Origin of the sequence: Desulfatitalea alkaliphila (assembly GCF_022968795.1) — a bacterium.
Taxonomy (GTDB): domain Bacteria; phylum Desulfobacterota; class Desulfobacteria; order Desulfobacterales; family Desulfosarcinaceae; genus Desulfatitalea; species Desulfatitalea alkaliphila.
Genome location: NZ_JALJRB010000069.1, coordinates 1 through 1,420 on the forward strand (window position 1 = coordinate 1; position 1,420 = coordinate 1,420).

The window sequence follows — 1,420 nt, forward strand, 5'->3', positions numbered from 1 at the left end:
AGTTTCTACTGCCGCTTGTGTGAAAAATTTCCGGCAGTTTCCCGTTGAACAAGCAGTCCAAGGCATGGCTGGCGGTCACATTCTGCTTTCGACACGTTGACAGATAGCTTCGAATTCGACAAAACATCCGCGCCCCATCAAAGCTTCGAAAGCAGCCCGATATCTTCTGCTGGACCTTCGTCATTCGGATATCGTTTTCACCCAGGTTGTTGGTGAACGGGATGCGCTCATCATCCATGAATCTGAGAACGTCGTGCTCAAAATCCCTGAGCCGTTCGAGTAAATTCCTGGCCTTGGATCTTTTGATCCGGCCTCTTTTGCCCTTTTTGTTGGAACGCTCCGGCGCAGGGCATTCAATGTCGGCCTGCTTCAACAGGGCGCGGTATTTTTGGCGGTATTCATCGGATTTTTCAGGGCTCAGCGCCCCTCCGGCATCGGTGACGCTGCGATTGATCGTTTCGAGCAAATTTTTCATCTGCAGCGCCCACTGCTGACCGTCTTGCTCCCAGGCCCTGGTCAGCTCCCTTATATGATGGGCGTTGCACAGTGCGTGGGTGCAATCGTCCAGCTTGTAGTACGGCTTCCAGTGGTCATGACACAAGGTGCCTTCGAACCGGGGCAAGATGCCGATGTCTTCAAAAGCATCCATACCTCGTTTCTTGTGGGGTGCAAACAGTGTCCACGATTCGCTGGACATGCTGTGGAGCCAGTGCCTGTCCCCTGCGATGTTGATCCCGGTCTCATCGGCATGCGCCACAGCGCTGGCGGCCAGTTCGTCCTTGGCGCGATTTTCAAAGACCTCAAGACAATCGAAGGCCTCCTTGTTGAAATTGAAAATCGACCCTTCACTGACAGGGATGTTGAGCTGATCGGCGAAATGATCCTGGATGCGGTTGTACGGGATCAGCTGATATTGCGACATGTACACCGAGTGTGCCTTCACCCCCGTGCCGTATTGGGCCGCTTTGGTCACACCTTCGGGAAAATCGGCCACGAATCTGTTGCCTTTGTCATCTTCGAGCACCTGTGCGCGGTATTCTGTCACCACCCGCGATATATCGATATCGAACACCTGGCGCGTCTCGAAGCCACCATGCACATACCGGCCCGGGGCCAATTTTTTGCGGTCGACCTTGATCACTACAACCTCGTCCGGATCATCGACTTTTTCAAGCGTGGTGCCGATGCGGCCCTTTTGCCCGCCGGGTTTTCTGCCCGTTGTGGCTTTGGGCGTCTTTTCTCTGTTCGGATCGCTCGATGGCGGCTTGCTGCTGTTGGTGCTGTTCAAACCGAGACGATTGGCCAGCAAGCTGATGATCAGAATCAAAATCTCAACAATCGACCGCGTGGCACCCGACAACTGCTTGTCCTCTTGAACAAGCTTGCGAGCGTTGGCTATTGCGGCCTCTATGTCAATGTT

At 54.0% G+C, this 1,420-nt stretch carries 1 protein-coding gene; it reads right to left on the reverse strand.

Annotated features, from left to right (window positions below; genetic code table 11):
- Window positions 1-1,420 (reverse strand): IS66 family transposase (gene tnpC / locus MRX98_RS21705; RefSeq protein WP_246915234.1); only part of this gene is annotated, 1,420 nt, incomplete at both ends.